Annotated in this window: 5 protein-coding genes and 3 pseudogenes; 4 read left to right on the top strand and 4 right to left on the bottom strand. The window is 59.2% G+C overall.

What is annotated here, in order from left to right; all coding sequences use genetic code 11:
- A pseudogene (locus tag X739_RS1000000170140) lies at positions 1-237 on the bottom strand (DUF1403 family protein); the annotation flags it as partial.
- Between the two features lie 29 nt (positions 238-266).
- Here X739_RS1000000170140 and X739_RS01000000167000 point away from each other — a divergent pair.
- Positions 267-1,502 (top strand): annotated as a pseudogene (locus tag X739_RS01000000167000) (site-specific integrase).
- A 44-nt stretch (positions 1,503-1,546) separates the two neighbouring features.
- Here the strand turns inward: X739_RS01000000167000 and X739_RS0136475 are convergent.
- Together X739_RS0136475 and X739_RS136740 are read right to left on the bottom strand one after the other, a co-directional pair.
- Positions 1,547-2,059 (bottom strand): RES family NAD+ phosphorylase, encoded by a 513-nt coding sequence (locus X739_RS0136475; RefSeq protein WP_084056652.1) that lies wholly within the window; start codon positions 2,057-2,059, stop codon positions 1,547-1,549.
- Positions 2,056-2,391 (bottom strand): MbcA/ParS/Xre antitoxin family protein, encoded by a 336-nt coding sequence (locus tag X739_RS136740; protein WP_084056654.1) that lies wholly within the window; start codon positions 2,389-2,391, stop codon positions 2,056-2,058. Before X739_RS136740 ends, X739_RS0136475 begins: the two co-directional genes overlap by 4 nt.
- Positions 2,392-2,572: 181 nt before the next feature.
- Here X739_RS136740 and X739_RS01000000167005 point away from each other — a divergent pair.
- Positions 2,573-3,317, top strand: a pseudogene (locus X739_RS01000000167005) (tyrosine-type recombinase/integrase); the annotation flags it as partial.
- A gap of 51 nt (positions 3,318-3,368) precedes the next feature.
- Here the strand turns inward: X739_RS01000000167005 and X739_RS0136485 are convergent.
- Complete coding sequence (locus tag X739_RS0136485; RefSeq protein ID WP_023796677.1) at positions 3,369-3,872, bottom strand: hypothetical protein; 504 nt, start codon at positions 3,870-3,872, stop codon at positions 3,369-3,371.
- Positions 3,873-4,012: 140 nt separating this feature from the next.
- Between X739_RS0136485 and repA the strand changes: the two genes are divergently transcribed.
- Entirely contained in the window at positions 4,013-5,221 is a 1,209-nt protein-coding gene (repA, locus tag X739_RS136735) for a plasmid partitioning protein RepA (RefSeq protein ID WP_023796678.1), read from the top strand.
- A 71-nt stretch (positions 5,222-5,292) separates the two neighbouring features.
- The gene (repB, locus tag X739_RS136730; protein ID WP_023796679.1) at positions 5,293-6,273 is read left to right on the top strand and encodes a plasmid partitioning protein RepB; all 981 of its coding nucleotides are present in this window, start codon (positions 5,293-5,295) and stop codon (positions 6,271-6,273) included.
- Positions 6,274-6,512: the final 239 nt, after the last annotated feature.

Consider the following 6,512-nt stretch of genomic DNA (forward strand, 5'->3'; position numbering starts at 1 on the left):
AAGCGTGTCGAGCGCGCCCAGGGCGGCGCCGGCCGCGAAGGCGGCGTCAGCGTCGCTGGAGGCGCCGTCGGTGGCGAGCGCCCAGACCGGGATGGTCGGCGGCAACGTTGGCTTGGCGGTGGCCGGATCAAGGCGAATCATGAAATTGAGGGTAAAGCGGCCGTGCGCTTTGCGCCATTGGCTTTGTGCCAAAACGCACAGCTTGTCGGAGCAACAAAACGAACGATAATGTTGCATTATCGTTCGTTTGGTTCTTTATGGAGGAAATGGCCATTTTCGACGAGCAGAAGCCCGAAAAACACGTCGACCCGACCTCCGGACCGTTCCACGGCACGGGCGCCGGAGATGACATGTCGGACGCGCGGCCATCGGCCGAGCCCGCGGCTGGCGTCGACAGTGTCGACAGCGCTCTGCCGGACATCGTCGAGATGATTATGGCGATGGGCCAGACCCCGGAAGACGAGCCGGCGGAAGCCCCTCTCCCGGCCTGCCGATTGGTGGCGAGCAGTCGCGCGTCCCGGCGCATCTCGAGCGGCTGGCCGATCGCGCCCGCGACTATGTCGAGGCGGCGAGCTCGGCCAACACCCGGCGCGCCTACGCCGCCGATTGGAAGCATTTTTGCGCCTGGGCGCGCCGCCAGCACCTCGATGTGTTGCCGCCCGATCCGCAGGTCGTCGGCCTTTACATCACCGCCTGTGCATCCGGAAAGGTAACAGGCGACAAAAAACCGAACACCGTCTCGACAATCGAGCGACGTCTTTCTTCGCTGAGCTGGAATTTTTCTCAGCGTGGCCAGCCGCTGGACAGAAAAGACCGGCATATCGCCACTGTGCTGGCCGGCATCCGCAACAGCCACGCCGCCCCTCCCCGGCAAAAGGAAGCCATTCTCCCTGAAGACCTGATTGCCATGCTGGAAACCCTGGACCGTGGCACGCTGCGCGGCCTGCGCGACCGCGCGATGCTGCTCCTTGGCTTTGCCGGCGGTCTGCGGCGCTCGGAAATCATCGGCCTTGATGTTTTGCGCGACCAGACCCAGGACGGTCGCGGCTGGATCGAGATCCTGGAAAGGGGCCTGCTCGTCACCTTGCGCGGGAAAACCGGGTGGCGCGAGGTCGAGATCGGCCGTGGTTCCGCCGACGCCACCTGTCCGGTTGTTGCCCTGCAGACCTGGCTAAGGCTCGCCCGGATTGGCCGTGGACCGCTCTTTCGAAGGGTGACAGGGCAAGGCAAACAAGTGGGCGCCGAGCGGCTCAACGACCAAGAAGTGGCGCGGCTGGTCAAGCGCACCGCTCTCGCCGCCGGTGTCCGCGGCGACCTGTCCGAAGGGGATCGTGCAACAAAATTCTCGGGCCATTCCTTGCGCGCCGGCCTTGCCTCGTCGGCCGAGGTCGACGAGCGTTACGTTCAGAAGCAGCTTGGCCATACCTCCGCCGAAATGACCCGCCGTTATCAGCGGCGCAGACCGGTTTCGCGTCAATCTCACCAAGGCCAGTGGACTGTAGGCTGCGAAGGCCCCTCCCCTGCCCTTCGGATCGCGGGAGCGCCCCTATCGCCAGGACAGCTGGTCCTTCGGCAACCGGCCGCTCGGGTCGAATACAGTTACCTTATGGGGGAGATCTGGACCCCAGTTCCAAAGGACAAGGTTGCGATCCTCCATCTCGGCGCTCGGCGCGAAGCTCGGAACCACAATGCCGGCAAGATTTTGGGGTCGCAACCGGTCGTAGATGGACCAGGACGCCGGGCGCTCTCCGGCGCTGAGAGCAGTCGCCCAGGCACAGGCGTCGAGCGTCACAGAAAACTCTCCCCTCCCCTCTTCCGTTGTCAGATCCGCGATGTCGTCACAATCGATCTCATAGGAGCAAAGCACGCACGGATCGATCCGCTGTGCGAAGCCCTGGTTGGCCTCCTTGATTGCCGTCATGATGGTCAGTGCCAGATAGAGTGCCGGCACGCCTTTGGGATTGAATCGGGCGCCTCGGATCGCCGCTCCTTCGCCGGAAGTCGGCTTGAATGCCCAACGTGGATCGTGTGCGCGGTAGCAGGTTCTGACGACCCTCACGCAAACCCGCCAACGGCCATGTGATCGAGATAATCACGGACCGCTGCGGCCTTGCCGTCCTTCACCAGCGCCTCAGCGGTGCGCCCGCCAAATGCTGGAAGCGGCTGAGCACGATACCAGGCCATCGCCTGCTCCTTGCCACCCGCCCAATCCGTTACGCGGCTGATGATCTCGAGCATTTCCCGCAGACGCCCCTGGGCCTTTACCGTGGCGCTACGCTCTGACCGGTAAAGGGTCTCGCGCGCAAGACCGGCAGTCTGGGCTAACTGGCCTTTGGACATGCCAAAACCGTCCGCGACCTGCTCGATCGCAATCTTCCCATTGCGGTCCATGTAGGACAAGATGAGAGGTCCGTTCTGCTCTGGGATCTTGAGTGCATGGGCCACGGAATTCACCCTACCATATCGAGAGTCATATTTCTTGTGCAAAAGATATGGCACTTCTCGGCAGCTTTCAAGCTCAGGGACAACCTATTTAGGCTGTTGCCACCGCCCTAGCAGGCACGTGAATCAAGCCGACCGTGCGCGCGATTATGTCGAGGCAGCAAGTTCGGCAAACACCCGTCGCGCCTATGCCGCCGACTGGAGGCATTTTTCGTCTGCTGCCGGCGTCAGTCGTTTGATCCGCAGCCGCCAGACCCACAAATGGTCGGCGTCTACATCACCGCCCTAGGCCTCGGGATCGGCAAGGGACAACAAGTCGGTGTCCTACTCCATCGAGCGCCGCCTGTGTCGTCGCTGACCTGGAACTATACACAACGCGGTCAACCGCTCGACCGGAACGACCGGGGCATCGCCACCGTGCTCGTCGGCGTCCTCAACAAACACGCCTCCCCGCCCCGTCAAAGGGAAGCCATCCTGCGCGGGGATGTTCTCGCCGTGCAGGAAACGCTCGACCACGTCACACCGCGCGGTCTGCGCGACCGCGCCATGCTGCTTTTGGGCTTCGCCGGTGGCTGCGCCGCTCCGAAATCATCGGCCTTGATGTTGCGGGCGATCAAACCGAGGACGCTCAGGAGGTGGCGCGGCTGGTCAAACGCGCGGCCTTGGCCGCCGGCGTGCGCGGGGATCTTTCAGAGGGCGAGCGCGGCCAAAAGTTTTCTGGCCATTCGCTGCGCGTTGGCCTCGCGTCCTCAGCCGAGGTCGACGAGCGCTATGTGCAAAAGCAGCTTGGCCACGCCAGCGCCGAGATGACCCGCAAGTACCAGCGGCGTCGCGACCGTTTCCGGCTCAACCTCACCAAGGCATCCGGGCTCTGAAAAGCCGCCCCTCCCCGATTGTTCGCTACCGGGAGGCGGTCAGGTTCTTTGTCATGACAACACCTCGTCGAGCAAAGCGATCGCTGCGATCAGACTGTCGGCGGCCGATGCCTCGTAGTCAGGCATGATCATCAGTTGCGCAATGGCGCGACTGACGAATTCCGGGTTGAGCTTTTCCATCCGCTCTCTGATGCGAGCAACGTGTTCGGGAAACGCGAGTAGGGCGTTGACGACCTCGCCCAATTGCGACGGGGCCGCAGCGGCGATGTCGAAGATGTCGCGCGGGTTGGCTTCCGATCCGCGGTAATAGACCTTCTTGGCAATGATTTCCGGAATGGTTTCAAGATGCACCGTCCTACCTTCCACCATACGGGTCTCGAACGGCGTCGCTGTTAGCGCTCTGGCAACGATGAAGTCAATTTCGCCGATGCCGTCGAAGGCGAATTTCTGGAACCGGAGCCCATCCCCCCAGATAGTCAGCAGGAGTTGTGCTTGGGATAAGCAGGATTTGTCCGCAGACAAAATCGCCGAATTGTTTAGCATATTCAGTTGCATGAATCACATCATCTGATCCCATCCCGAGACCATTAAGCTTTTGTTAACTTTAAATTTCTTGCCCGGGCGAACGAATCGGACATAATGACGGTTGGTTGGCGCTTTTACGTCAAAAATCGTTTTTAGAGAGTCTTGATCGAATGAACGTGAGTTCGCCCCTTCCTACGAAAATCCCGCTGCTGTTCGAGAAAAGCATCCTTGATCAGGGCGACCAGATCTCGAAGAAGTTGCACCTGCTTTCGATGCAGCGCTTCCCTCCCCACGCAAAGAAGAATCTTCGTTCGTTTTCGCTGGCGGAGGTTGCCACCTACCTGGGGGTTTCTCAGAGCCATCTGAAGAAACTGCATCTGGAAGGAAGGGGACCTGTGCCTGAAACCTCGACGTCGGGCAGGCGCTCGTACAGTGCTGAACAGATGCTTGAGCTGCGCCTGTATCTCGACCAATACGGCCGATCTGACGCCCGCATGTATGTTCCCCATCGGCGGCCGAGCGAGAAGCTTCAGATTTTAGCTGTGGTTAATTTCAAGGGCGGCAGCGGAAAGACCACGACCGCAGCCCACCTCGCCCAATATCTTGCGCTTACCGGCCACCGTGTCCTAGCTGTTGACCTCGATCCCCAGGCGTCGCTTTCTTCGTTGCATGGGTTCCAACCTGAACTCGATCAGACGAAATCGCTTTACGACGCGATTCGTTATGACAATGAGAAGGTGCCTCTCTCGGAAATCATCAAGCCGACGAATTTCCCAGGCTTGGACATCGTCCCAGCGAACCTGGAGCTGCAGGAATTCGAATACGACACGCCTCTGGCAATGACGGACAAGTCTTCGAATGTGGGCAGGGCGTTTTTCACGCGCATCTCGACGGCACTGATGGAGGTCGACGATCGCTACGATGTCATAGTTATCGATTGTCCGCCGCAGCTTGGCTATCTGACGATCACCGCACTGACCGCTGCGACCTCAGTGTTGATCACGATCCATCCACAGATGCTCGATGTGATGAGCATGGGCCAGTTTCTACTGATGCTCGGGAACATCCTGGAGCCGATCAGGGCGGCCGGTGCGGAGGTGAATCTGGAGTGGTATCGCTATCTTGTTACCCGATTCGAACCCACGGATCAGCCGCAAGCGCAGATGGTGGCTTTCCTGCATACGCTGTTCGGCGAATTCATCCTCAAGAACCAGATGCTGAAATCAACGGCGGTTTCCGATGCGGGGATTACCAAGCAGACCCTCTACGAAGTCGAAAAGAATGCGATGACCCGGTCCACATACGAGCGGGCAATGGAAGCCTTGGACGTCGTAAACGGCGAAATTGTAGCTTTGATTCATGAAGCATGGGGGCGTTGACTTTGTCTGCTGACAAAAGTGGATATTTGCCAAATGTATTCAATGGACTACGCGCTATCTGGAGGTAAAATATGGCACGTAAGAATCTTCTTGCAGGCCTCGTAGAAGCGGAGACCGACGACCGGGCGTCCTCCGCTGCGGCATATCCGATCCGCGGCGCGTCAAAATCCATGATCCGCTCGGTCAACGAGTTGGCAAAGCAAGCGGATGCGTATCTTGAGGGCGAGCATGTCGTCGAACTCGACCCAAGCGCAGTCGACGGCTCGTTCGTTTCCGACCGCATAGGCGACGACGAGGAACAATATCAAGAGTTGCTGGAAGCGATTCGGGAGAGAGGGCAGGATTCTCCCATACTTGTCCGTCCGCATCCGAGCTCAGACGGCCGCTACATGATCGTCTTCGGCCATCGCAGAGTCAGAGTCGCCCGCGAACTGGGACGTAAGGTGAGGGCGGTCATCAAGGAGATCGACGACAAGACCCATGTAATTGCCCAAGGTCAGGAGAATTCCGCTCGTGCGAATCTCAGTTTCATCGAGAAGGCCATGTTCGCAAAGCGCCTTGAGGATTTGGGGTACGACAGAGATGTGATCTCGTCAGCATTGGCCTCGAACGCCGCTGCGGTCTCGAAGATGGTATCAGTTGCCACAAGAATTCCGGCATCTGTGATCGGTAAGATTGGATCAGCTACGTCTGTAGGCCGCGAGCGGTGGGTTGAGCTGTCTCTGCTCGCCGGCAAGAAATCCGAAGTGGTTAACGCAATCTTGTCCGGACCAGAATTCGGTGAGCTGGAGAGCAACGAACGCTTCGAAAGGTTGCTAGCAGCCTTGAATACGAAGGGGAAGCCGGTTCGCAAGGTGGCCGTGAAGTCCCAAGCACAGTCCTGGGTCCCCGAGGACAAATCAGTTAGCGTCAGCGTCAAGAAGGCAGGCAAGGCCATCACGATCGCCGTGAAGGAGATGGACGGCAGCCGCTTTGGGACGTGGATTTCCGATAATCTGGGCAACCTTTATGAGGCGTTCAGAAAGTCGGAGAAGACATCAACAGGAGACTGAAACCGCAAAAGAAAAAGGCCCCCGAACGTCACCGTCGCGGAAGCCCTTCTCGTCTGTCGCAAGCTGAGAATCGCATTTCCCCGAATCACTGTCAAGAGTCGTGGCGCCGTTTTGGCGAGCAGGTTTCTTTTGCCTAATAGAGGGTGAAAGAAAATGGAGACGGGTATTGCAACGACGCCCTTTGGGCGGCGGCCGATGTCGCTTGCCATGCTGGCAGCGCAAAACGATTCACGTGAAAT

This window comes from Mesorhizobium sp. LNHC209A00 (genome assembly GCF_000502915.1).
GTDB lineage: Bacteria > Pseudomonadota > Alphaproteobacteria > Rhizobiales > Rhizobiaceae > Mesorhizobium.

Coding starts and splice junctions, on each gene's coding strand:
- X739_RS0136485 (WP_023796677.1), bottom strand. CDS start 3,872: ATGCAACTGAATATGCTAAACAATTCGGCGATTTTGTCTGCGGACAAA.
- X739_RS136740 (WP_084056654.1), bottom strand. CDS start 2,391: ATGGACCGCAATGGGAAGATTGCGATCGAGCAGGTCGCGGACGGTTTT.
- repA (WP_023796678.1), top strand. CDS start 4,013: ATGAACGTGAGTTCGCCCCTTCCTACGAAAATCCCGCTGCTGTTCGAG.
- repB (WP_023796679.1), top strand. CDS start 5,293: ATGGCACGTAAGAATCTTCTTGCAGGCCTCGTAGAAGCGGAGACCGAC.